Genomic DNA, 24,911 nt, shown 5'->3' on the forward strand with positions numbered 1-24,911 from the left:
AATTTGTACTTTTGTAGTAAATTATTTACATAAAAATTATTACGTATGATAACGACAGATATATTGATCATAGGAGCGGGACCAACGGGCCTCTTCGCAGTATTCGAAGCTGGTTTGTTAAAAATGAAATGCCATATTATTGATGCTCTTCCACAGCCAGGAGGTCAGTTGGCAGAACTTTATCCTAAAAAGCCTATTTTCGATATTCCTGGTTATCCATCGGTAAATGCGGGAGAATTGGTAGATAATTTAATGGAGCAAATTAAACAGTTTCAGCCTGGTTTTACATTGGGAGAAACTGCAGTTTCATATACCAAAGTTGATGATGAGTGGTTTGAAGTGGTAACCAACAAAGGAACTGTACACAGAGCAAAAGCTATTGCAATTGCAGGTGGTTTAGGTACTTTTGAACCAAGAAAGCCAACGATTGAAAACGTTGCCGATTACGAAGAAAAAGGTCTTGAATATTTCGTGAAAGAGCCAGAACAATTCAGAGATAAAAAGGTGGTAATCGCAGGTGGAGGAGATTCTGCTTTAGATTGGAGTATTTTCTTATCGAATGTGGCGAGTGAAGTTACTTTAATCCACAGAAGAAATGAGTTTAGAGGTGCTTTAGATTCTGTAGAAAAAGTTCAGGATTTGAAGAATGAAGGTAAAATTAAATTAATTACTCCAGCAGAAGTTACAGCGATTAAAGGTGATGGTAAAGTTGAAGCAATTACTGTTGTAGTAGACGGTGAAGAACCTCGCGATATTGAGACAGATTATTTCATTCCATTATTCGGTTTAACACCAAAATTAGGAGAAATCGGAAATTGGGGATTAAATATTGAGAAAAATGCGATTGTAGTAAACAACGCTTTAGATTATCAAACCAACATTGATGGAATCTACGCAATTGGAGATATCAATACATATCCAGGGAAATTAAAATTGATTCTTTGTGGTTTCCACGAGGCAACATTAATGTGTCAAAGTGTTTACAACAGATTGAATCCTGGTAAAAAATTCGTCCTAAAATATACGACAGTAAGTGGAGTAGACGGTTTCGACGGTTCTAGAAAAGAAGCTGAAAAAGCGGTAGTGAAAAAAATTGATTAATTTTGTCAAACTATGTCTGATATAAATATTAAAATTACCGATAGAGAAGGAGTTACCCACGACATTGTGGCGCCTACAGATATGTCTATGAACTTAATGGAGGTTATTCGTGCTTACGAATTGGCTGAAGAAGGTACAATTGGCGTTTGTGGAGGTATGGCAATGTGCGCTTCTTGTCAGGTTTACGTTGAAAACGACCCTGGTTTAGAAGAAATGGGCGCTGAAGAAGATGCAATGTTGGCTGAAGCATTTCATGTAAAAGACAACAGCAGATTGGGTTGCCAATTGCATATTACTCCGCAAATGGAGGGTTTAGCAGTTGAAATCGCTCCTTATCCATAAGATTTATCATTAAAAAAATAAACAAAAACTCCCAAAGATTTTCTTCGGGAGTTTTTTATGTTTTAAATTTTAGTTTACTACTTTTTGGTTCAAAAATTCAATGCACTTTTCGGTAATATTTGCCAAGTCGTAAGGCATAAAATCTTCATTCCAAGGTTCTTTTGCGCCGAAAGTATGATTTGCATTTTCAACAATAAATAATTCCGAATTTGGATTTAAAATATGCAAATGGTCTGCATTTTTCACAGAAACAGCTTCGTCAGAAGTTCCGTGTACAATTAAAATATGCGCTTTTGCCATTTCCATGCTGCGCTCTACATCAAAACGATGAAGGTTGTTGTGATAATCTTCAAAAAACTGAAAGTAATGTGGCATCTGTTGTTTTGTTCTTCCGTTTTCGGCAAAATAAACGCCATCTGTTTTCCAGTTTTCAAAGGCTTCATTTTTAGGAAATCTTTCTAAAGAATCTACACTTGCTAAGGTAATTAAACCTTGAATTCGCATATCTTCAGCTGTTTTAATGATAGAAATTCCGCCGCCTCGGCTGTGTCCAATCAACGAAATTTGGTCTGTATTTACCAATGGATTTTCTGAAAAATAATTAATAACACAATCAAGGTCAGAAAGTTCTTTTGAGTAATTATTATTTCCAAAAGCTTCTAAATCAGCAAAATTTTCAGGATTGTCAATCGTTGTTCCGTTGTGAGAAAAGTTGAATTTCACAAAGTAGAAACCTGCTTGTGCAAATCTTTCCGCCATCAAATCCCATGCTCCCCAATCTTTATATCCTTTATAACCATGAACAAAAATTATTAAAGGCAATTTTTCCTTCGTTTCAGGATAAAAAGCATCGGCTAAAAAATCTTTCGTTTCAGAATTTGAGATGATGATATTTTTATTTTTGATGATATTCATTTTTTTTAAATTTAACTTCAAATTAAATTTCACACCAATTAAAGACAGAGTGCAGATTTTTAATTCACAAATTTTAATCCTAAAAATAGTACAATTACTACGAAACACAAAGGAAAACCTTATTTTTGCTCTATGTTGAATTTACGAACAGTTACGGTGCAACGCTACATTCTTCCGCTTCGAGAGGGAGGTTCGTTGCCTGCTTTGGCGGAAGCTGATGACGATTTTAAGTATGTTTTAAAATTCCGTGGTGCAGGTCATGGAGTGAAAATGTTGATTTCCGAACTTTTAGGAGGGAAAATTACAGAAGCTTTAGGTTTGAAAATTCCTGAGTTGGTTTTTGCCTATTTGGATGTGGATTTTGGAAGAACAGAAGCCGACGAGGAAATTCAAGACTTGCTTAAAAATTCTGAAGGACTCAATCTTGGTCTTCATTATCTTTCTGAGGCAATTGCGTTCGATTCAACCATGAGAATTGACCCGCTTTTGGCTTCAAAAATTGTTTGGCTAGATGCTTTTATCACCAATATTGACCGTACTTTTAGAAATACCAATCTTTTGATGTGGCATAAAGAATTGTGGGTAATTGATAACGGAGCGTCTTTTTATTTTCATCATTCTTGGATGAATTTTGACGCCGCTGCAAAAACACCTTTTAAATATGTGAAAGACCATGTTTTGCTTCCGCAGGCGACTTTGTTGGATGAAGCCGACCGTTTTGCGAAATCTGTTCTGAACGATAATTTGTTCCGAGAAATGGTAGATCTAATTCCGGAAGACTGGTTGCAGTGGAACGATGCCGAAGAAACGCCGAGTGAGATTCGTGAGGTGTATTTTAATTTCTTAAAAACACGTCTTGAAAATTCTGAAATCTTTTTAAACGAAGCCAAAAATGCAAGAGGATAAAATTTACGAATACGCCGTGATACGCTTGGTTCCGAAGGTTGAGAGAGAAGAGTTTTTCAACATTGGATTGGTGATGTTTTCGAAAAGAGAAAAATTTATTAAGGTTGAATTTTACCTTTGCCCCGATAAATTTAAGTACATGCACAGCAAGCTGGATTATGATGATATCACCAAAAATCTAGAAAGTTTTAAAAATATCGCCGAAGGAAAAAAAGAAGGCGGTCCCATTGCTTTGCTTGAAATTCCTGAAAGATTCCGTTGGTTAACGGCAGTAAGAAGTGCGGTAGTACAAACTTCGCGACCACATCCCGGAAAGTCTAAGGATTTGGAACAAACCTTTGGTAAACTTTTTGAAGAATTGGTAAAGTAACTAAAAAAAAAATCGTATATTTGTGAATCCAAATATGGACGATTGGTGAAATTGGTAAACACAGCACTTTGCCAAAGTGCCGTTTCGTAAGAAACTTGCGGGTTCGAGTCCCGTATTGTGAAAAAAGTAAAACAACATATTAAAAAGGAGACAGTTAAGTCTCCTTTTGTTTTTTACCAAAACTTGGTAGTATATATTTTTTTGGTAAACTTTTTGAAGAATTGGTAAAGTAACACCAAAATTTTCTTTATGATATTCCCTACAAGTTTTCGTTTGCAAATTAGATTTTTGTTGACTCTCTTTTTCGTTTTTATTGTTCATGTTTCGGTTTGGGCGCAGAAAAAACCAAAAAGTACGTTGCTTCCGGAAAATTCAAATTATATAGAAAATGTTACCTATAAAACGGATGATGCGGGAAATCAAATCAAACTAGATATCTATTTACCTAAAACCGAAAAGCAAGAAAAGTTTCCTGTCGTTGTATATGTTCACGGTGGCGCTTGGGTTGAAGGAGATAAAGTGATTACAGAAGATAATTATGTGGAGCAAACGATGCTTCAACTTTTGGATAAAAAATACGCCATTGTAAGCATAAATTATAGACTTTTAAATGAAAATTTACATTTTCCTGCACCTATTCAAGATACCAAAGATGCGGTGAGATGGGTGAGGAAAAATGCAGAAGTATATCATTTTGATCCTAATAATATTGGGATGTGGGGTGTTTCGGCAGGTGCGCATTTGTCTTTGCTGAATGCTTACACTTTAGATTCTGATTTTCAAGGATCTCCTGAATTACAGAACTATTCTTCAAAAGTGAATTATGTTGTTGATAATTTCGGGCCGGTTGATATTAACCGACTTTTACATACACGTGCTCCCAAACCTGTGCTTTTTCTGGCGGGTTTAATTTCAAAGAAAATTGTCGATTTACGAGGGAAATTAATTAAAGGAATGACGGGGTTAGATGCCTCAAATAAAAAGCAAGTGGTAGCTTACTGTAAACAGATTTCGCCTTTGTTTTATTCCGAAAATACTGTTCCTACATTAATTTTACACGGGAATAACGATAAAATTGCACCCATTCGACATTCTAAGCGGCTTAATAAAATGCTTAAAAAAGCAGGGACATCACATCGTTTTGTCATTGTAAAAAAAGGAAACCACGGTTTTTATACCACCGATCCCGAATATCAAAAAGAACTCAATCAAGTAATGGTAGATTTCATTATTTCGCAAAAGAAATAAATTATCGTCTTTGGTAGTTAATAATGAGTTTATTTTTAAAATTTTCGATAAAATCTTGGCAAACACTTGTTGAAGTTAATTATTTTAACGATTTTTAGTAAATATTTGATTACTATTTTATAAGCAATTTATTTTTTTTAAGTAAAAAATTTAAATTTTAATTGCTCAAAATAAATAATCTAAAAACTAATTAGTACAAATGATGAAGCCAATAAGATTCTATCTTCTTTTAGTTCTTTTTGCGTTTAATTTGAATGCGCAATATTCTGATAAACAAGCTGAAAAAGATTTAGAGAAAACAAGAACTCTTCTTACTAGTGATCTAGATTCTACTCTAATTTTATCTCGTAAAATATTTGCTAAGACAAGTAATGTTAGTTTTAAAACCAAAGCGTTAATTAATATCTCATTAGCGAAAGGTCTGTTAACAGAAAATGATTCTTCGGTTTATTATGCAATAAAAGCTAATGAATTAATATTGCAGAATTCTAAAAATGCAGATCCGGAAATTGTTGCACGTACTTTTGCAAATTTATCAACCCAATACAGAAACGCAAGGCTCTATTCTAAAGCAACTGAGAGTACAAAGAAAGCTTTAAAATTTTTGGAACAGCTAAATGACCCTAAAGATAATTGGAAAAAGGCGGGGCCTATAAGGGAACTCGCAAAAATTTGTTTGGCACAAAACAAAATTGATTCTGCCCAACATTATATCAATAAAGCTATTACTCTTTTAGATAAAGGTGAAGGAAAAAATTCAATAATTGTAAGAAATACTTATGCGATATTAAATAATGATTTAGCCGAAATTTATTTGCAGGATAAAAAAATGATTCTTGCGGAGCAAAAAGCTTTACTAGCAATTAATTACGGGAAAGGTTCTCCCTATGAAGCACTTATTAGAAAAGATGCTTACATTAATCTTTCATATGCCTATCTTCAAAAAAATGAAAATCGAAGAGCGATAGATACTCTAAAAGTTTTAGAAAAGGAAGTATTAGACAATGAGCATTCAATTAGTTTAAAAATGTATAATGGCTTAGCAGAGGGATATTTTAGAACAAAGGATTTCTCTAATTACAATAAATATATTAAGCTTGCTAAGCAAATTGAGGATAAAACTTCGAAGAGCGACGTGATCGCAATAAACAATCTTTTTAACTCGTTAAGAGATGAAACCAAAATATCTGAAAAAAGAAATAGAACGATTACTATTGTAATTATTTCGCTTTTTAGCTTTATTATTTTGGTTTTAAGTATATATTATTTCCGAAAAAATCAAAAAATCAAAAAAGCTCAAAGAGAATTAGAGCTAAAAATACTTAATGATAAAATAGAGATTACTAAAAAAGAAAGAGACCGTATCTCCCAAGAACTACACGATGATTTGGGCTCTAATCTTACGAGTATCTCTCTTGCTTCTAGTATTTTACAGAGTAAAAATGATAGTACTATCGCGAAAGAAGTGGCTATTATTTCGAGAAATATCGAAAAGATGACTTCAAAAACACAAGAAATTATCTGGAGTTTAAATACCGATAACGATACTCTGTCTAGTCTGATTGCATACGTAAGACTGCATGTACAAGAATTTTCTGAACTGTCTTCTCTAAAATTTACCATTAAAGAAAATATCAAAGTACATGAAGAAGTTTACCTCGAAGCATTTGTACGTAGAAAGCTCTATCTGTCTATAAAAGAGATTATAAACAATGCGGTAAAATATTCTGAAGGTACCATAATCGAAATTAACTTTGATTATGCACCCAAATTACTTGCAGTTTCTATAGAGGATAATGGTAAAGGGTTTGTAAAAGAGTTAGTTACAAACGGAAACGGTTTACTGAATATTAATAAAAACATCCGAGAAATTAATGGAAAGGTACATATTGATTCAGAAATTGGAAAAGGAACAACCATTTTAATATCTGTAGTGCTTTAATTTGATATTGAGGTACAAAAAGGAGATTTCTTTAAATTATTTGTTTGTATGGAAAAAAAGTATTTTGTTTTTCTTGCTACCTTTTTGTTTCAGCTTGGGTTTTCTCAGAATCTATTAATGATTTATGAAACTGAGAATAAGAAATTTGATTCTACCTACGACGAAACCATAAAAATGGCAAAAGTAGATGGAGAAAAAGCTTTTAAAATGGTAAAACAGCTTAAGATTCTTTCTGAAGCCCAAAATTCAGCTTTGGTAAAGTCGAAATTTTACTTAGCGATGTCTAATGTTTCCAGGATTAACGGAAATTATGAACTTGCTGAAGAGTATTTAAACTCTGCTAAAAATGAGGTAAAAGATAACTCTAAAATATCTTCATATTTTCTTTTCTACGAATATCTTCTTGCGGAAGACAGACAAAATATACAAAAAGCTTCAGATTGCCTGTTTAAACTACTGAAATATTATGAGGCAACAAAAAACACTTATGGACAAGCAAGAATAATGAGTGAGATAGGTGTTTTTTATACCCGTACTCTAAATAGTGAGAAGTCTAAAAAATTTCTTAGAGAAGCTTATGCTCTTGCACAAAATACGAAAAACAGAGAGCTTGTTTTTATAACCTCAATGTATAATTCTTACAGTACAGAAGATCTTCAGGAACTTGAAAAGATTAAGAAAGAAAACATAAATTATCTGCAAGAAATAAAACGAAATCCTACATATAGATTGTTAATTGATCGTTATTACAGCACAATTTCTTACTTAGATATGAAAACCGGAAATTTTCCAGAGTCTATAAAATATATCGATTCTGCTTTAGCTACCAATAAAGGCGCTTATGAACAAATGTATTATTCTTCTTACAAGGCGTTTGCCTTAATGCAGATGAAAAAATACAAAGAAGTGGAAGAGCTGTATCTTAACAGTATAAAATCCGGACAATCTTCCAAAAACTATGCTTTTGAAGAAGAAACCAGAAATTATTTGATGAATTTTTATCTGGATACTCAGCAAAAAGATAAAGCGTATGAACAGTTGATGAGAATAAACTCTTTAAATGACAGTATTAAGCTAAAAGAAAAGAGAATTTTTGCGACCGAGATGGAATTTAAGTACGATAATGACAAGAAGGAGGCTCAAATCTTGTATTACAAAAAAAATTCACTCCTGCAAAAAATCATTTTTGGAGGGATCTTACTTACTGGCATTCTTTTCTTTTTCTTTAGAAGACATCATGAAAAGAAAATTTATCAGAAAGAACTAGAACTAGGATTGTTAAATAATAAGCTGGAAATTACAAAGTTAGAAAGAAATAGGATTTCTCAGGAGATTCATGATGATTTGGGAAGTAATATTACCGCTATTTCATTAGCGTCTTACATGATGAATAGTAATGATCTTGTAAATGAAACAAAAGAGCTAAAAATTATTACAAAAAATATTGAAAAAATTTCTGTCAAAACCAAGGAAATTATTTGGAGCCTTAATACTGATAATGATACTTTGGGGAATTTAATTGCTTTTGTTAGAAAACAATTACGAGAATTTGCTGAGGTTACTACCATTCAATTTGAAATAGCAGAAAATGTAAGCAAGCAAAGTGATGTTTATTTGGAAGCATTTGTACGTAAAAAGCTCTATCTTTCAATAAAAGAGATTATAAACAATGCTGTAAAATATTCAGAAGCAAAGGTTGTGGAGTTGTTTTTTGATTATAGTGATAGAACTTTAAGCATTATAATTAATGATGATGGAGTTGGTTTTGATATGGAAAATGTTCAAAAAGGAAATGGTCTTCATAATATCAAAAGAAATATTGAAGAAATTGGAGGGCATGTAAACTTGACATCTAAAAAAGATTTCGGAACGAAGGTGGAAGTTCAAATTAATATATAAAATTTACTGTTTTCCCATCACTTTATTTACTGCCTCAGTTCTATTGGTAACTTGTAATTTTTTATAAAGTTTATAGCATTGGGTTTTTATTGTATTATAAGAAACTTCTAGCTGGTCTGCAATTTCTTTGTATAAATACCCTTTAGAAAGTAATTCTAAAATTTCTTTTTCTCTCGCCGTTATGATGCTTGCGAACTCGTTTTCGGGTTTTGCATATATTCTTTGTATTAGCTTTTTTGCAATCTCCGGGTTCATAGGGCTTCCTCCATCATGAAGATCTTTTATCGATTGTATTATATAGTCTGGTTTGCTTCCTTTCATTAGAAACGATGTGGCGCCAACTTCAAGAGAAGTATAAATATTTTCGGAATCGTCAAACGCTGAGAATATCATAAACTCAGATTCTACGCCTTTTTCTTTTAGTGTTTTGATGCATTCAATTCCTGAAATGTCGGGCAAACCAAGATCCATGAGTACGATATCAGGTTTTAGAAGCGGAATATTCCTTACCGCATTTTGCCCGTTAGAGAAAATACCTAAAAGTTCGAATTCTTTTACGGAAGACAAAATACTTATTAACAAATCCTGAACGTCCACTTCATCCTCTACCAAAACTATTTTAATCATGTGTTGCTTTAATTATTTACAAAATTAATGAAATCACAGAATTTTAAAATCATGATAAATCATGATAAAGTTTTTTATGACAGAGTTCTGAACCTAGCGTTTTTTTATTATGAAAGCGTCGTAGGTAGGATTGAGAATGGTTACAATGATTAAAAAACGATTTGAAGTGGTGATAAATCCTTATTTCGCTGCCTTAAAAAACAACATACTTTTGCCAAAGACTTTAGTGAAATATATAGCGCTTAGTAGTAATGCTGTATGTTTTAGATACGATTTCTAAAAACACACAAACCAATGAGTGTCCTTAGTAATAAGAACACTTGATGAAAAAAAACAAAATGATGGAAACAAATGTATTAACTCTTAAATATTTAAGGTTAATGAGAGCAAAACTGTTCTGTTTTGTTTCCATCTTATTGTTTTGTGAAAATTTTTTTTGTAAAGAAGTCTCTGATTTTAGAATTATTTTGCTTGGTGATGCTGTTGTTTACAGTCAACAATCATCCGCATTGCATAAAGCTAAAAAATTTTACAATAGAAAATCAAAAAAGGTTAGCAAAAGAAGTATTTCTTCTAGGGTGAAAAGTGAATATGTAAAAAACATTCATTTAACAGCAGCTTTAAAAACATTTTATTTCTCGACTAAGTTATATCATTTTTATCCTTCTGATATTAGCGAAAAAAGTATTTGTATTGCGTACGGTAATACATTGTTTACATCCTTTTTTTCAAAGATTTGCGTTTTCCACTTCTTTTTGTACTTAAGTACAAATTGGAGTGGATTTTTTTTTATCAGAAGAAAAAAAAATAGACGCGATCTTTTTTCCAGGCCACCTCCTTCCAGGTTTTTATAATTCTTGTGCACAACGAGTGTGCTACATATTAAAAAAATAAAAAAAACATAACATGATAAATAATAAACTGGCGGAAAAATTGATGCAGAAATTTTCTTTTGTGCTGCTTTTGTTTGTATTTTTTACATCAAGCGCGCAGTCTTTTCTCATTAATTTTCCAATTTTCACTTCGGCGCCTTTCGCCAATCCTAGAAATCTTACGATTTGTAACGGAACATCTCAGCTTAAAGTAAGGTTGAGTGTAGCACAAGCATCAACGACAGGTGCAGATGTAAGTATAAATTTAGGTCCTGGAGTAGAGTATGTACCCGGCTCTGTTTCAATTGTTTCTTCTAATGCAACGCTTACAATAATAGAAAATGGGGGGACAGCTAATGTTCCTGTGTTTAAAATTGGACCTTCAGCATTGGCTGTTGGTAACGAGATTACTTTTACCATTGAGAGAAAAGCAACTTGTCCTTCAAGACTTGCTGTAATTGTAGGGACAACCTTCAAAGACACCGTTTCTGCTTCTATTGATGGAGGAACACCTACTGTGGCAGAATCTGGATCTTATACCATTTCTTATCCTGTATTTGGTTTTACGCAACCTGTATTACAAGCTAATGCAGAAATTAACACTGCTTATAACAGAACCTTCAGTTTAACCAATGGAGGTAATGGGTCTGCTAATGCTGTACATTTTAGTATTGATTATCCAGCGGGTGGAATTGTACAAAATTCTTTAACATTAACTGGCGGAAGTGGAAGCACGGGAACACCGTTAACATTAACGCCGACTTCCACTTCTGGTACAACAAGATACTATACAATTACCTCCGCAAATTTATCAGGCGGAACTTTTGATAACGGAGAGGGTTTAACCTTTTCTGAAAATTATACCGTAAAATCTTGTACTGGGGTCACCAATTATAATTTTGGATGGGGATGCGATAGCACACCAGCTTCTTGGTGCCAAACAGTTACTGGAATTGGTAGTATTTCTGCAACACTAGGGGCGGCTTCTCTTACGACTTTTACAGTTGCAAAGGTGGGATATGTAAATGATTGTTTGCCTTATAATTATACATTTACTTATAAAAATGCTGGTACAGGTACTACTAAAACTGCTGCCATGTACAACGCTGTTTTTAGAGTTGGAGGTGGTGTTAATACAATGGGCGATGTGACAGGAACTTTTGACACATCGAATAGTTTATTTGTTCTTAATACTTTAACATATAACGGAAACTCGTTACCAATAACCACTGCAAGTCCAAATGCTCATTTAAGAATTGATCTCAAAAATCATTTTACAACAGATCCCGATGGAACTGGTGCTGGTTTAGAAGATTTGGATGGTGATGGATATTATGATGATTTACTTCCTGGATCCACTATAACATTTACATTAAATGTTAACAGAAGTAACAACTTATCTTGTAATCAATCTTGGAGTAGATTCTGGAATTTCAAAGGTGATATTGTTTACGATGATATGTGTTCTACTTCTAAAACTACTTCGTTGGTATGGGACTCAAACCGTTCAGCAAGCGATTATAGTTTAACAAGAACGTACATGGGAGAAGTATTGACGCAAGCTGATAATAGTTATGCTCCATCAAACATATATGATGGTGTACCTTTTAGAATGCGTTTTGCTGAAACTTGGTATGCTATGGGAACGATTAACTACAACCCCAACCAGCGTTATGAGTGGGTGGTTACTCTTCCTGTGGGGGTTAATATTTCTGGAACAGGAAACATAAAATGGGTAAATGGGAAGGATGTAAATTCTACCACTATACTTACTCCAACTTATACATATAATGCTACTACAAGAGAATTAACAGTTCTTTCTCCTGGTGTTGAGATGGGTATGTTTTTTATTGATTTGGTATTTGATTGCGCTACTGGTACTGGTGGAGCGGTTCCTATTACTTATAAAACAAATTATATTAATGATTATACAACCAACTGTAGAGTTTCTCCTAACTTATATTGTGGAACTTATACTTTGGCGAATGTAATTTGTCCTGCTCCATGCGTTATGGATGGTCCACAAATGACCTACGTGAAAATGGAAAGAGAAGATGATTCTTTAGGTTGGACAAATTCTTCGATGACGACCCACCAAACAAGAGCTAATATTGATGATTATAACTTAGCTAAAGCATTGTATTTAGATAACTTCTTTATCAAAGCTAACAGTATTCAGCAAGTATCTGCTGCGGATAATCTTTATGTAAAATTGATTATTGACAAAAAAGGTTCTGCTACAGCTTATGACCTTATCCAAGCAAAAACAATAGATGTTGTCATTAAAAGAGGAGGAACAACAGTTGCTTCTGGAACGTTGGGAACAAGCGTACTAAGCACTACGGGAAGTAGTAGCACTCAACAAGTAGTAATTTGGAATGCTACCTCATTATTGCCAAGTGGAGGATTATTAGTAGGTGATGTTATTGAAACCATTTCTCACTATTCTGTAATTCAGGATTTTCCATATCTCCCTCAAAGAGATATGCAAACAGGAAATACTTTTTACATGTATAATCTCGTAAATGGAGCTGATCATCATTGTAGTGGACTTGTTCCAGAAATGTATTTGTCAGGGACAGATTACCTTTATTCATCTGGTGCTGTTTCTGCAATAGAAGGTTGTACTCTTACCGCGCTACAAATATCTGGCTACAGAAACTTTAGTGTAAATGGTATTAAATTCAAGAATGAATTTAGACCTGGTTTTAAACCTACTGCTCTTGAGGTTTTTATACCTACTTCATTAACGTTTGTTAATATTTCAAGTAATGGAAATCTATATCTTTCAGGCAATGTTACAACTCCGACTTCAATTACTCCCGCAACCGGCGGTAATATCTATAGATTCGATTTCACCAGTACACCAGCTCAGGAAATAGATCTTTATGTAACAACTGGTGCTGGATTTACGTTAAGATTTACCCCAAGTTGCGCTGCAACAGGAACTAGTACAATTAGGTATAGATTTTCTGGTCCAGATTATTATTATCATTATGCTGATCTTGCTACTAATCCTTATGATGTTTATACTGCATATGATAATAGCGCTACAAACCAATTCGCTGTTGGAGTTCCTTTTTCAACGGCTACTAAACCAAGTATTACTGTTGCCAACCAAACGGGCTCAATACAAGCATCTAAACCTACTGAAAGTTTCACAATTCGTGTTTCTTCTAACGGAGGTTCAACAGCGCCCTATATCTGGTTTAATGTGCCAACACAAACAGGAGTTACGGTAACACAGGTTGTTGATCTTACTTCTGGCGCTGTAGCAACACCAATTGCACACTCCGGTGGAAACTGGTTCAAGATTTCTTCTGCGGGTTTAGCTCCTGGAACTTTCAGAGATTTTAGGCTAGATTTTAAATATACAGTTTGTACGGCTTCTACAGTTAATGTAACAGCAGGTTGGGATTGCGCAGGGTATCCTACTAGTCCTGCAGGGTATGTTTGTACCCCTTTATCTTTAAGTTTGCCATTTACGCCGCTTCCGGGGGAGGTTCAGCTTGGTGCGGTTACGCAACCTTCTACACCAATTACTGGTCTTTGTTCACCTTTAGCATTTCAATATGAAGTAAATTCAGCAGGTGCGGGTAATTTGACAGATGTTAAACTGGCCATTAATTTAGCCACAGGAACAACTTTGGTTACAAGTAGCATTCAGGTAGAATATCCTAAAGGTGCTAATAATTGGGCTTCTGTGGCATATACAACTTCGGGTAATACTGTTTTGCTTGATTTAACTACCCATCCAAATTATAACAATACAAATGGTTTGCCTGGTACATTAAATGATGGTGGAAATGCTAATAATAGAGCCATTGAAGTAAGATTTAATATTACTACGGATTGTACATTTGTCTCTGGCTCAAACTTTACGTTATCACCGTATGCTAAAAACACTTGTGGAGCAGATACAACAGGGAATGGCGCAACATTAGCATCGAATTCATTAACAATTCAGGGAGCTGATCCCGCGTATTTAGTTTCTAGCGAAATATCGATAAACCCTGTAGGTACTTTTGATAATTGTAATGCTCCATTAGCAGTTCCTTTTAAACAGACTATTGTAAGCAGTAATCCTACTGGTTCTACAGGAACAACTCGTGTTGATCTACCTTTAGGTTATGATTTTTCGAGTTCTCCTCTTGCATGTACTGGAACTTTCTGTCCCGTTGTTCAAGGGGTTTATACGGATGCTGTTACTGGGAAAAGATATATTATTTTATCGGTTCCTAGCGGAATGGTTTCAGGAGATGAGATCAACTATACTCTCACTGTTGTAAAATCTGGCGCAATTACTTGTGGAACCAATCAGATATTGGTACGAAATTTTGATAAAGCGGGAAGTATTGCGTGCGCAACTGCTCCAGGTGGTCAATGTACAGATGTAGTGATACAGACAGGAACATATGTGTATAATTTTACAGTAAATAATCCAGTTTTAGATATTACTTCAATTAGTGGAAATTTTTCAGGAGGTAATTTAGTGGGAAGTATTACTATTGCTAACACATCTTCTATTAACCAAACCAATGCAGCTCCAACAAATCCTGTGAAAATAGATTTTTATTGCGCAGATTCTAATGGAGTATCTAATGGTGTTTTACTTGGCACCGCAACTTTGTTAAGTACTTTCAATGCAGGAACTACGATTACAGAAGCGTACTCAATTCCCGCAACGATGTGTTCCACAGGTGTTAAGGTTGTTGCTGTACTATCTCCAATCACCAATTGTGTTTGTACAGGAGAATCCGAATCTTTTAATCTTGCTTGTTACAAACCTGCGGCGACATCGGGGACTGTTTTATCTACTAATCATGGTGTAACATCTTTAGGGAGAGCAGGAGCAGATAACGGAAACTGGCCAATGGTGAGAAAAGGAGCTTGGACAGTTTTAGAAGCAAAAACAAAAGGTTTTGTTGTTAATCGACTGACTGATTTACAAATTGCAGCAATACCATCTGCAAATTTAGTTGCAGGGATGATGGTATACAATGTTACACAACATTGCTTAATGATTAATACGAATGGAACAGCGGCTGGTTGGAAATGTTATGTAACACCAGCTTGTCCGGATTAAAAATTATTAAAAAATCAAAAAAATGAAAAACATATTAATAATAACTGCTTCCTTATATGCTGCTTGTGCTTCGGCACAAGTGGCAATAGGAAAAACTGCGGTAACAAACGCATCTGTATCTTTGGAGTTTTATGATTCCTCAGATAACGCTCGAGCGATGATTCTGCCATGGGTTTCCTCTGAAAGTAATGTTGTAGGAGCGGTAGAAGGAACCATCATATTTGATGCATCAGACAAAAAAATTAAATATAAGAATGGAGCAACAACTTGGTTTGATTTAACACTAAGAGATAACGGAGTTGTAAACACCTCTCTACAGGATTCTGCCATTGAAAAACCTGATGCAAAAGCAATGATTGGAGGTACACCATCTACAGATACAACACCAGGAATATTAGTGCTTGCAGATACAGACAAAGCTATGATTTTGCCAAAAGTTGCCAGTCCGCATCTTAAAATAATTAATCCAGAGCCTGGAACAATCGCTTTTGATACTGTTACTCAGCAATTGGCCGTTTTCAATGGAACTGTTTGGTCTTTCTGGAAACCATAATCTTTTTCTCGGTTTTTAAAAAGCACTATTATGACAAAAGAATTTAAAATAGATAATTCCAAAAGCATAAAAAAAGAAATTTATTTTATAAGCTTTTTAATTACTATAAATATTTTGGGGTTAGTTGTACTTTATTTGTTGCAGATAATGTATGAGTTTTCTTTCAGCTTTATTATGTTTTTTTTGATCTGCTTTTTGGTTTATTTACTCTATAGAGTCATTAATCTGAGGCGTATACATGTTGAAAGCTCGGGTATTATACTCACGATAAAATCCTACCATCCTGTAAGAAAAGGTATTATAGGGCCAATCTTAGAACTCCCTATAGATCATATTACCCAGATGCGAATTGAGAAAAAATCATTTTATACGATACTTATCCTTACTATTAAAACGCAGAACAAGACATTTCAAAAAAAGATTGATATTACAGGAATTGGAAGACAAAAACTAAGAGTTTTAAGTCTTTAAACTTAGATTTTTTTTACTTTATTATTTAAAAGCACATTGAAGAAAATTCAGTGTGTTTTTATTTGAATTGTGTTTTATCTGAAATCTATAATGATTTTAAAAGAAAGTATTTTTATTTCATTATTTCGCAAAAGAAATAAATTATTAATTAAGGTTTAACTTGAAAAGCTTTTTGATATCTAAAAATCATTAATAAAAGCTAAACCTAAATATGAAAACCAAAACTCTATTATTGTTCTCTTTTCTAAGTGTTTTTCTTCTTAATTGTAGTTCTGATGATTCTTCTGATTATTCTTCGATAGATCAAAGCACAGTAGCAGAAGCCATGTATTTTCCGCCAAGTAACTCTGATGCATGGGAAACGAAAACGCTTTCCAGTTTAAATTGGCATCAAGATAAAGTTCAGGATCTTTTGAGTTATTTAGAATTAAAACATTCCAAAAGTTTTATAATTCTTCAAAACGGAAAGATCGTGATGGAGTACTATTTTAACGGTCATACTTCTACAACGCCTTGGTATTGGGCAAGTGCGGGGAAAACTCTTACTTCAACCGTTACAGGAATTGCAGAACAGGAAGGTTTTCTAAATACAAATAATAAAGTTTCGCAATATCTCGGAACGGGTTGGACGAGCGCTCTTTTGGCAAAAGAAAATTTAATTACTTGCAAACACCTACTTACCATGACTTCTGGTCTTGATGATAGTTTGGGTGATGATGTTTCTCCAGCGAATCTTCAATATAAAGCAGATGCGGGTACAAGATGGGCGTATCATAACGTGTATGTGAAGCTTCAAGATGTTGTGGCTGCTGCAACTGGGCAATCTTGGTCGCAATATTTCAACGTAAAATTGCGTGATAAAATTGGAATGTCTGGAAGTTGGGTGCAAAGTGGAGATTTAAGCGTCTATTGGAGCACAACCAGAAGTATGGCTCGTTTCGGACTTCTTGCTTTGAATAATGGAAATTGGAACGGAAATCAAATTATCAATCAAAATTATTTTCAGTCGGCGGTAAGTACTTCTCAAAATATTAATCTTGCGTATGGATATTTGTGGTGGTTAAACGGAAAAACAAGTTATCATCTTCCTCAAACTCAGCTTCAGTTTAACGGAAAATTAATTCCGAGTGCGCCCGATGAAATGTATTGTGCTTTAGGAAAAAATGATCAAAAAATTTATGTAGTTCCGTCCAAAAAAATTGTAATTATTAGAATGGGAGACGCTGCAGATAATGTTAACCTCGCTTTATCGGACTTTGATGACGTGCTTTGGCAGAAAATTAATGCCATTATTAACTAAAAGTGAATATAGTTTCTAAATAAAGTTTCTTTTAGAAACAATGGTTTGAGGTGGCGATGTGTATGATTTTGCTAATTTAATATACATTCCAATTGTTTTATGTATAAAATAACTAACTTGGAGTAATGTTTAATTTATTAATAAAATATTTAAACAAAACAATAATAATTTATTTTAATAAAACAAAAAGAGTATGGAATTTCTAAATGGAATAAATGCGTTAACTCTGGTATTTGTATCAATTCTGATCTTTGCCATTGCTTACCGTTTTTACGGAATTTTCATGGCGAATAAATTACTTCGCCTGAATGATAAAAACACAACTCCAGCTGTAGAATTTGCCGATGGAAAAGATTATGTTGCAACGAATAAAAATGTTCTTTTTGGGCATCATTTTGCAGCAATTGCAGCGGCAGGACCTTTAGTAGGACCAGTTTTAGCTGCACAGTTTGGATATCTTCCCGGTGCTTTATGGATTTTAATTGGCTGCGTTTTAGGGGGTGGAGTACATGATATGGTTGTTTTGTTTGCTTCGGTAAGGCATAAAGGGCAGAGTTTGGCGACTATTGCTTCCAAAGAAATTGGGAAAATGACCGGTACAGTAGCCGGTTTTGCCATCCTATTTATCTTAATTTTAACTCTTGCAGGTTTATCTTTGGCGTGTATTAATGCAATGCATGAAGCGTCTTGGTCTTTGTTTACAGTTGTTATTACTATGCCAATTGCAGTCATTATGGGTTTGATTATGAGATACAAAAAAAATTCTGTGACTTTTGCGAGTATTTTAGGCGGAATTCTGTTGATCGCTGGAATCATTGGCGGACATAGTCTGATGCAAAACGAATTTATGAATAACCTTTTCAGTTGGGATATTAAAACAATTTCTATTGCCATTCCTTTGTACGGCTTTTTAGCTTCTGTTTTACCGGTTTGGTTGCTTTTAGTTCCTAGAGATTATCTTTCAACTTATCTGAAAATTGGAACTATCATAATGCTTGCTATCGGTGTAATAGCTATTCATCCAACGGTTCAAATGCCTGCAATTACACAGTTTATTGGTGGGGGAGGTCCTATTATTGGAGGTCCTGTTTTACCATTTATTTTTATTGTGATTGCTTGTGGTGCTATTTCTGGTTTTCATGCCGTAATTGCAACAGGAACTACTCCGAAAATGCTCAATAAAGAAAGAGAAATTCTTTTTGTAGGATATGGAGCGATGTTGGTGGAAGGTTTTGTAGCTTTAATGGCTTTAATTGCGGCTTGTACTTTAATGCCCGGCGATTATTTTGCCATCAATACACCTAAAGAATCTTATGATGCTTTTTTAGCTGCTCATCCTGCTCTTCATGGTGTTGATATCGATTATTTCTCACAGAAAATAGGAATCGATCTTCATGGGAGAACTGGTGGTGCTGTTTCCTTAGCAGTCGGAATGGCTCATATTTTTAATAAAATTCCTTACATGGATCAATTGATGGCGTATTGGTACAACTTCGCCATTATGTTTGAAGCAGTGTTTATCTTAACAGCAATAGATGCGGGAACAAGAGTGGGTAGATTTTTTCTTCAGGAAATGCTAGGTTCTGTGATGCCGAAGTTTAATGATAAAAATTGGTTGCCGGGAATTATTATCAGCAGTATTCTATTTACTTTCGCATGGGGTTACCTGGTTTATACAGGGAATGTAAGTAGTATTTGGCCACTTTTCGGAATTAGTAATCAGCTTCTTGCAGCTTGTGGTTTGATTGTCTGCACAACGATGCTCATCAGACTAAATCGAGGGAAATATGCTTTGTGTTCCGCCATTCCTGGAGTTTTTATGGCGATTATTACATTTTGGGCAGGATATATTCAGGTTACAACAATCTACATTCCAAAAGAGCAATACTTACTTGCAAGTTTGGCATGTATTGCAATGGTTTTAATGCTTATTGTTTTTATAGGTGCATTCAGAAAGTGGTACGAACTTCTGAAAATCGATACATCTGAAACCGATTTTTATGGCGAAACCGTAAAAGAATTGGTAGACAGATAATTTTTTGAAACTATATGATGAGAGGTTTGGTTTTTACCAGCCTCTTTTTTGTGAGTTTTCGGCGCGGGCGAAGCCCGCGCCGAAAACTATTAATTTAGAATAAAGCCTATTTCTTCTGAAGTTTTTCCACTCTTTTAATTTCGTTTAATAACAACGGAAAAGCAGGCGTTGCCATTCCGCCATGATCGAAACCATCCAATTCGTATAAAGTTGTATCGGGATGACCTTTCAGCTTCATCATTCTCCACATATAAGCGTTTTCTTCGTATCTTCCAAGCAATTCTTTTTCGCGGTCGCCAGTTATGAGAAGCAACGGTGGAGCATCTTTTCTGATAAAATGTAAAGGAGCCATCTCATCAATTCTTGCGTCGAGCTCTTCAATTCCTTTTTCTTTTCTGGTGGTAAAATGGGAAATCATTTGCCCACTAAACGGAATAATTCCAGCTAATAGATTTGCATCGATTTGATATTTATTTAAATAAGATTTATCTAAACCTACCATAATTGCCAAATATCCTCCAGCCGAATGTCCGCTAATGAAAATTTTCTTCTCGCTTCCGCCGTATTTTTTTATATTGTTGAAAACCCAAGCCGTTGCAGCGGATGCATCTTCGATATATTTCGGAGCTTTTACTTTTGGGGAAAGTCTATAATTCACGGCAACAACCGCAATTCCTTTGTTTTTTAATTCTTCCGGGATAAATTTTTCTCCGCCCGTAATTCCTCCTCCATGAAACCAGATAACGGTGGCAAAATCTTTCACATTTTTAGGAACATAAATATCCAGAACGCATCTTTCGTTAATGTAAACATCAGATTTGTTGGTTTTTTCGTCGTAGTAATGAAGGTTTGAAAAAGTGGAATACTCCTGAGAAAATAGTGTGATAGAAATAAAACTAAAAACAAACGCAAACAATAGCTTTTTCATTAGTGAGAATTTTAAAAGGCTAAAGATATAAATTTGAAATAGGAGGTTTTTAATTTTTCCACAGATTACACAGATTTTCACGGATTGTTGTGCATGAAATCACCACGAATGCATAAAGATATGTATTTTAGTTAAAAATAATATTCCTGTATTCGTGGTAAAGAACCTTTATCAATCTGTGGAAAAATATTTAAATCTTCGTCAGTTTAGCATATTTTAAAATCAAATTCTTTTCGCCTTCATGTTGGAAGATTACTTTAGCTTTGATGTTTTGAGGGTCGGTTCCGTCTAAAAATGCTACTTCACCAATTCCGAAACGGTCGTGTCGTACTTTATCGCCCACTTCAATGTCTTGCGAAGAAGCTCCGCTTGGATTAATGATTTTTGCTGTGGCTACAGGTTTCAGTTTTCTGGCTTCAACTGGTTTTGAATTGTCGCTTCTTTCGATGGTTTTCTTTTCCACTTTTTTGAAGCTGCGCATTTCAGAAGGATGTTCATCAAAAATATTAGACTTTACGCCTGAATTATTAATGAATCTCTTTTCTAAAGCAGGATTTAGGAATTCTAAAAACTGACCGTCTATTTCGCTTAAGAATCGGGAAGGTTCTGCGTCTGTAATTTTTCCCCACTGAAATCTTGAAACGGCATACGAGAAAAACGCCTGTTTTTCGGCTCTTGTTAAAGCAACGTAGAACAATCGTCTTTCTTCTTCCAAATCTTCACGCGTTGCCGAACTCATGAAACTAGGGAAAAGATTTTCTTCTAAACCAACCAAATGCACCACAGGAAATTCAAGACCTTTGGAAAGGTGAATGGTCATTAAAGAAACCATATCGTCCTCATCATCTTCTTTTTTCTGTGTATCGGCAGAAAGTGCGATGTTTTCAAGGAAGTTGGGTAAACTTGGGTCCCCGTCTTCCAACTGAAGCTGCTCTTCGATGAAACCTTGCATCGAGTTCATCAATTCCTGCACGTTTTCTACACGAGAAATACCTTCCGGAGTTTGGTCGTCTTTTAAAAATTTAATTAAACCACTTCGCTTCGCAACTTCCATGGCTACGTCATAAGCGGTTTCGGTCTTTAATAAAACCTGGAAAGCTTTAATCATAGACCAGAAATCGTTCAACTTGTTTAAAACTCCGTTGTTGAAGCCTAAATGCGGTGCGTAAATAGGTAAGTTATCTAAAACTTTAGAAACGGGTAGATTTTGCGCGTCAGCAAAAACAATTAATTTGTTTTGCGTGGTTTCACCAATTCCTCTTGCGGGATAATTGATGATTCTCATTAATGCTTCAGAGTCGTTTTCGTTCACGAGAAGTCGTAGATACCCGATTAAATCCTTCACCTCTTTTCTTTGGTAGAAAGACAAGCCGCCATACACTTTATACGGAATGTTTTTCCTTCTCAAAGCGTCTTCAAAAGCTCTGGTTTGTGAGTTGGTTCTGTATAAAATGGCAAAATCGCTGTATTTTCTTTGCTCACGGTTTCTAAGTTCCCAGATATTTCCTGCAACGAAATTGGCTTCATCGGCATCGGAAAGAGAACGGTAGATTTTTATTTTTTCGCCTTCTTCATTTTCACTGAAAACATTTTTCTTGAACTGTTGAAGGTTTTTAGAAATCACCACATTGGCTGCATTTACGATATTTTGGGTGGAACGGTAGTTCTGCTCCAAAGAAACCGTTACGGCATCTGGGTAATCTTTTTTGAAATTTAAAATGTTGTAAATATTCGCACCACGGAAAGAGTAGATAGACTGCGCATCGTCTCCCACCACACAAATATTCTCGAATTTTGAAGCTAAAGCTTTTACAATTAAATACTGAGAATGGTTGGTATCTTGGTACTCATCTACCAAAATGTATCTAAATCTGTCTTGATATTTGGCTAAAACTTCAGGAAATCTGGTTAGAAGTTCGTTGGTTTTCAACAAAAGGTCATCAAAATCCATAGAGCCGTTTTTGTAGCATTGCTCTACATATTTTTGGTAAATCTGCCCGATGTGTTTCATGTTTGCCTTTTCGTCGGCTTCCATCAATTCGGGGTTATTGTAGTATGCTTTTACGGTAATCAGATTGTTTTTGTAGGTCGAAATTCTTGCCTGAACTTTCTTAGGTTTATACAAATCCGCATCAATATTCATGTCTTTCAACACTTTTTTGATGACATTCAGAGCGTCTTGCTGGTCGTAAATCGTGAAATTGGAAGGATAGCCTAAATAATGCGCCTCACTTCTCAAAATTCTCGCAAAAACCGAGTGGAAAGTTCCCATCCAAAGACTTCTTGCATTGCTTTGTCCCACAACTTTTGCAATACGTTCTTTCATTTCCTTTGCCGCCTTGTTGGTAAAGGTTAATGCGAGAATGTTGAAAGGGTCTATTCCGTTGGTAATAAGGTGGGCGATGCGCATGGTAAGTACACGCGTTTTCCCGGAACCTGCTCCTGCAAGTACCATTAATGGGCCTTCGAGAGTGGTAACGGCTTCAAATTGTGATTCATTCAGACCTTTCAAATAATCCTCCATACTGCTAAAAATTTTGGGAACACAAAATTAAGGTATTATATGGAGAATTCAAATTGGTATTTAAATCTAGTCTTGAATATGTCTTTAAGCCTTGTGAAATTCTTTCCTGTTTTCGGGAAAGTCTGTTTCACGATTGAAAGGTATTTTCCTGCTTTCGGGAAAGCTTGTTGCACCCCTGCGAGAAGCTTTTTTGTTATCGGGAAACATTGTTTCAGCCTTGTAAATCGGTTTCTTGGTATAGGGAAAGGTGGTCACAAGAGTGAAGGGAGGTTTTGAGGTGTTTTGATTGAGTTTTTGAATCTCTAAGCCAATATTTTAATATTATTTTGTTTAACAATAAGAGGAGATTAAGACAGTGAAAATTTTCTTGAGTAAAAATTTCGCTGTTGTGTAACATTTAAAGTAAATTTACCACCAATTGACAAACAATTTCTATTTTATGAAAAAACAACTTCTTTCTGTTGCTGCTGCAGCGTTCTTCGGAATGGCTCTGAATGCACAGCAAATTAAATTTGAAGAGTATGACCTTCCAAATGGTCTTCACGTGATTCTTCATCAAGATAATTCGGCACCGGTAGTTACAACTGGGGTAATGTATCACGTTGGAGCTAAAGATGAGGTAAAAGGAAGAACAGGTTTTGCTCACTTTTTCGAGCACCTTTTATTTGAAGGAACTCCAAATATTAAAAGAGGAGAATGGTTTAAGATTGTATCTTCAAACGGAGGTCAAAACAATGCCAATACAACAAATGACAGAACGTATTACTACGAAACTTTCCCATCAAACAACGAGCAATTGGGTCTTTGGATGGAGGCTGAAAGAATGCGTCACGGGATCATCAACCAAGTTGGGGTAGATACACAAAGAGAGGTAGTAAAAGAAGAGAAAAGATTGAGAATGGATAACCAACCTTACGGAAATCTTTTCACTACGGTTCAGAAAAACTTATTCACAAACCACCCATACAACTGGCCAACAATTGGTTCTATGGAAGATTTGAACGCTGCTAAATTGGAAGAATTCCAGGCGTTCTACAAGAAATATTACGTTCCAAACAACGCTACATTGGTAGTTGCAGGTGATATTAAGGTAGATCAAACTAAAAAATGGATCGAAACGTACTATGGAAGCATTCCTAAAGGAACGGTTTATCCTAAAGATTTCCCGAAAGATGAGCCTATCACAAAAGAAAGAGAAGTAACGGCTACAGACCCGAATATCCAGCTTCCAGCTTACGTTTTTGCGTACAGAACACCAGGAAACAAAGATAAAGATGCCTATGTTTTGGATATGCTTTCTACATATTTAAGCAGCGGGAAATCTTCTGTTCTTTACAAAAAATTGGTAGACCAGGAGAAGAAAGCGCTTCAGGTTTCTGCATTCAACCAAGGTCTTGAAGATTACGGTATTTTCGCATTCTTCGCAATTCCGATGGGGCAGACTACAAAAGCAACTTTACAGGCAGACATCGATGCTGAGATTAAAAAACTTCAAACAACTTTAATTTCTGATGAAGATTATAAAAAACTTCAGAATCAGTTTGAAAACCAGTTTGTAAATCAGAATTCAAGCATTCAGGGGATTGCTTCTTCTTTGGCAACATACCACGTGTTGAACGGAAACACCAACCTTATCAATAAAGAAATTGATATTTACAGAGGCATCACAAAACAAGATATTCAGAATGCTGCAAAAAAATACCTGAATTCTAACCAAAGAGTTATTATCAACTACGTACCTGAAAAAAAATAATCGGAGACTTTTTAAAAGTTGATTAATTACCATTTAAAT

Annotated in this window: 16 protein-coding genes and 1 tRNA gene; 13 read left to right on the forward strand and 4 right to left on the reverse strand. The window is 34.9% G+C overall.

The features are described from left to right. The first annotated feature begins 45 nt into the window (after positions 1-45). A complete protein-coding gene (locus tag AC2A1D_RS08810; RefSeq protein ID WP_484043260.1) occupies positions 46-1,101 on the forward strand; it encodes an NAD(P)/FAD-dependent oxidoreductase in 1,056 nt (351 codons plus the stop codon). Between the two features lie 12 nt (positions 1,102-1,113). Continuing rightward, positions 1,114-1,443: a 2Fe-2S iron-sulfur cluster-binding family protein gene (locus tag AC2A1D_RS08815; RefSeq protein WP_484043261.1), complete on the forward strand. Its 330-nt coding sequence runs from the start codon at positions 1,114-1,116 to the stop codon at positions 1,441-1,443. 69 nt (positions 1,444-1,512) lie between these two features. Here AC2A1D_RS08815 and AC2A1D_RS08820 read toward each other — a convergent pair whose 3' ends face one another. Further along, on the reverse strand, positions 1,513-2,358 hold the full coding sequence (locus AC2A1D_RS08820) for an alpha/beta hydrolase family protein (RefSeq protein WP_484043262.1): 846 nt from the start codon (positions 2,356-2,358) through the stop codon (positions 1,513-1,515). A 132-nt stretch (positions 2,359-2,490) separates the two neighbouring features. Here AC2A1D_RS08820 and AC2A1D_RS08825 point away from each other — a divergent pair, with 132 nt between their 5' ends. The 6 genes from AC2A1D_RS08825 to AC2A1D_RS08850 all read left to right on the forward strand — a co-directional run bounded on the left by AC2A1D_RS08825 (position 2,491) and on the right by AC2A1D_RS08850 (position 8,723). Further along, positions 2,491-3,264, forward strand: coding sequence for a HipA family kinase (locus AC2A1D_RS08825; RefSeq protein WP_484043263.1), 774 nt, complete (start codon positions 2,491-2,493; stop codon positions 3,262-3,264). Continuing rightward, positions 3,251-3,634 (forward strand): DUF3037 domain-containing protein, encoded by a 384-nt coding sequence (locus AC2A1D_RS08830; RefSeq protein ID WP_484043264.1) that lies wholly within the window; start codon positions 3,251-3,253, stop codon positions 3,632-3,634. Before AC2A1D_RS08825 ends, AC2A1D_RS08830 begins: the two co-directional genes overlap by 14 nt. Before the next feature lie 35 nt (positions 3,635-3,669). Beyond that, positions 3,670-3,756: transfer RNA gene (locus AC2A1D_RS08835), tRNA-Gly, on the forward strand. Between the two features lie 169 nt (positions 3,757-3,925). Further along, positions 3,926-4,882 carry an alpha/beta hydrolase fold domain-containing protein gene (locus tag AC2A1D_RS08840; protein WP_484043265.1) on the forward strand — a complete coding sequence of 319 codons (957 nt, stop codon included), beginning with the start codon at positions 3,926-3,928 and terminating at the stop codon, positions 4,880-4,882. 199 nt (positions 4,883-5,081) lie between these two features. Further along, the gene (locus tag AC2A1D_RS08845; protein ID WP_484043266.1) at positions 5,082-6,824 is read left to right on the forward strand and encodes a tetratricopeptide repeat-containing sensor histidine kinase; all 1,743 of its coding nucleotides are present in this window, start codon (positions 5,082-5,084) and stop codon (positions 6,822-6,824) included. Positions 6,825-6,872: 48 nt separating this feature from the next. Continuing rightward, positions 6,873-8,723, forward strand: a complete 1,851-nt coding sequence (locus tag AC2A1D_RS08850; protein ID WP_484043267.1) for a sensor histidine kinase — start codon at positions 6,873-6,875, stop codon at positions 8,721-8,723. Positions 8,724-8,726: 3 nt separating this feature from the next. Here the strand turns inward: AC2A1D_RS08850 and AC2A1D_RS08855 are convergent, their stop codons facing one another. Next, positions 8,727-9,350, reverse strand: a complete 624-nt coding sequence (locus AC2A1D_RS08855; RefSeq protein WP_484043268.1) for a response regulator — start codon at positions 9,348-9,350, stop codon at positions 8,727-8,729. Positions 9,351-10,256: 906 nt separating this feature from the next. Here AC2A1D_RS08855 and AC2A1D_RS08860 point away from each other — a divergent pair. The 4 genes from AC2A1D_RS08860 (at position 10,257) to AC2A1D_RS08875 (ending at position 19,667) form a co-directional block, all read left to right on the forward strand. Then, positions 10,257-15,308: a hypothetical protein gene (locus tag AC2A1D_RS08860; protein WP_484043269.1), complete on the forward strand. Its 5,052-nt coding sequence runs from the start codon at positions 10,257-10,259 to the stop codon at positions 15,306-15,308. A gap of 22 nt (positions 15,309-15,330) precedes the next feature. Next, on the forward strand, positions 15,331-15,861 hold the full coding sequence (locus tag AC2A1D_RS08865) for a hypothetical protein (RefSeq protein ID WP_484043270.1): 531 nt from the start codon (positions 15,331-15,333) through the stop codon (positions 15,859-15,861). 682 nt (positions 15,862-16,543) lie between these two features. Continuing rightward, positions 16,544-17,632: a serine hydrolase domain-containing protein gene (locus AC2A1D_RS08870; RefSeq protein WP_484043271.1), complete on the forward strand. Its 1,089-nt coding sequence runs from the start codon at positions 16,544-16,546 to the stop codon at positions 17,630-17,632. Positions 17,633-17,825: 193 nt separating this feature from the next. After that, on the forward strand, positions 17,826-19,667 hold the full coding sequence (locus AC2A1D_RS08875) for a carbon starvation CstA family protein (protein ID WP_484043272.1): 1,842 nt from the start codon (positions 17,826-17,828) through the stop codon (positions 19,665-19,667). 106 nt (positions 19,668-19,773) lie between these two features. Here AC2A1D_RS08875 and AC2A1D_RS08880 read toward each other — a convergent pair whose 3' ends face one another. Both AC2A1D_RS08880 and AC2A1D_RS08885 read right to left on the reverse strand, forming a co-directional pair. Then, on the reverse strand, positions 19,774-20,595 hold the full coding sequence (locus tag AC2A1D_RS08880) for an alpha/beta hydrolase (RefSeq protein WP_484043273.1): 822 nt from the start codon (positions 20,593-20,595) through the stop codon (positions 19,774-19,776). A gap of 190 nt (positions 20,596-20,785) precedes the next feature. After that, positions 20,786-23,119, reverse strand: coding sequence for an ATP-dependent helicase (locus AC2A1D_RS08885; protein WP_484043274.1), 2,334 nt, complete (start codon positions 23,117-23,119; stop codon positions 20,786-20,788). Positions 23,120-23,558: 439 nt separating this feature from the next. Here AC2A1D_RS08885 and AC2A1D_RS08890 point away from each other — a divergent pair, with 439 nt between their 5' ends. Then, positions 23,559-24,872 (forward strand): M16 family metallopeptidase, encoded by a 1,314-nt coding sequence (locus AC2A1D_RS08890; protein ID WP_484043275.1) that lies wholly within the window; start codon positions 23,559-23,561, stop codon positions 24,870-24,872. Positions 24,873-24,911: the final 39 nt, after the last annotated feature.

Source organism: Chryseobacterium sp. HNCC26DJ239 (assembly GCF_057180445.1).

Bases quoted from the DNA above. Each gene is read 5' to 3' on its own strand.
- AC2A1D_RS08810 (WP_484043260.1), top strand. From the start codon at position 46: ATGATAACGACAGATATATTGATCATAGGAGCGGGACCAACGGGCCTC.
- AC2A1D_RS08815 (WP_484043261.1), top strand. From the start codon at position 1,114: ATGTCTGATATAAATATTAAAATTACCGATAGAGAAGGAGTTACCCAC.
- AC2A1D_RS08820 (WP_484043262.1), bottom strand. From the start codon at position 2,358: ATGAATATCATCAAAAATAAAAATATCATCATCTCAAATTCTGAAACG.
- AC2A1D_RS08825 (WP_484043263.1), top strand. From the start codon at position 2,491: ATGTTGAATTTACGAACAGTTACGGTGCAACGCTACATTCTTCCGCTT.
- AC2A1D_RS08830 (WP_484043264.1), top strand. From the start codon at position 3,251: ATGCAAGAGGATAAAATTTACGAATACGCCGTGATACGCTTGGTTCCG.
- AC2A1D_RS08845 (WP_484043266.1), top strand. From the start codon at position 5,082: ATGATGAAGCCAATAAGATTCTATCTTCTTTTAGTTCTTTTTGCGTTT.
- AC2A1D_RS08850 (WP_484043267.1), top strand. From the start codon at position 6,873: ATGGAAAAAAAGTATTTTGTTTTTCTTGCTACCTTTTTGTTTCAGCTT.
- AC2A1D_RS08855 (WP_484043268.1), bottom strand. From the start codon at position 9,350: ATGATTAAAATAGTTTTGGTAGAGGATGAAGTGGACGTTCAGGATTTG.
- AC2A1D_RS08860 (WP_484043269.1), top strand. From the start codon at position 10,257: ATGATAAATAATAAACTGGCGGAAAAATTGATGCAGAAATTTTCTTTT.
- AC2A1D_RS08865 (WP_484043270.1), top strand. From the start codon at position 15,331: ATGAAAAACATATTAATAATAACTGCTTCCTTATATGCTGCTTGTGCT.
- AC2A1D_RS08870 (WP_484043271.1), top strand. From the start codon at position 16,544: ATGAAAACCAAAACTCTATTATTGTTCTCTTTTCTAAGTGTTTTTCTT.
- AC2A1D_RS08875 (WP_484043272.1), top strand. From the start codon at position 17,826: ATGGAATTTCTAAATGGAATAAATGCGTTAACTCTGGTATTTGTATCA.
- AC2A1D_RS08880 (WP_484043273.1), bottom strand. From the start codon at position 20,595: ATGAAAAAGCTATTGTTTGCGTTTGTTTTTAGTTTTATTTCTATCACA.
- AC2A1D_RS08885 (WP_484043274.1), bottom strand. From the start codon at position 23,119: ATGGAGGATTATTTGAAAGGTCTGAATGAATCACAATTTGAAGCCGTT.
- AC2A1D_RS08890 (WP_484043275.1), top strand. From the start codon at position 23,559: ATGAAAAAACAACTTCTTTCTGTTGCTGCTGCAGCGTTCTTCGGAATG.